Source organism: Mesorhizobium sp. M8A.F.Ca.ET.161.01.1.1, assembly GCF_004792105.1.
Taxonomy (GTDB): domain Bacteria; phylum Pseudomonadota; class Alphaproteobacteria; order Rhizobiales; family Rhizobiaceae; genus Mesorhizobium.
The window spans coordinates 1-301 of sequence record NZ_SRTD01000389.1 but is presented as its reverse complement, the minus strand read 5'-3'; the positions used below and the strand labels follow the sequence as shown (position 1 = coordinate 301).

The window sequence follows — 301 nt, the reverse complement described above, 5'->3', positions numbered from 1 at the left end:
GCAGGGATATCTGATGATCGCAAGGCCGCGTAAGATCGGGCCGACATCGTCAGATATCCCTGCATGGCTGCAGGCCCATGTCGGTGAAGGCGACGGCCAGATCGCTCAAGTGGTGCTGGAACGGGCCCGCGCGCTCTACCTCAAAAAGGCAAGCGAAGGATCGGTCCGGAACCCCTGCTACTTTGCCATGGACGCGACACGCCCCGGCGACTTGGGCAATGGGGTCCTGGGGCGCCGTTATTACATCATCTGCGAGGCCGAGCAGTCGTTCCGAGCGGTTTCGGCGGGCCATGGCGGCGGC

1 pseudogene is annotated in these 301 nt (G+C 63.8%); it reads left to right on the top strand.

The features are described 5' to 3' along the window. Window positions 1-13 precede the first annotated feature (13 nt). Window positions 14-301, top strand: a pseudogene (locus tag EN804_RS36215) (hypothetical protein); the annotation flags it as partial.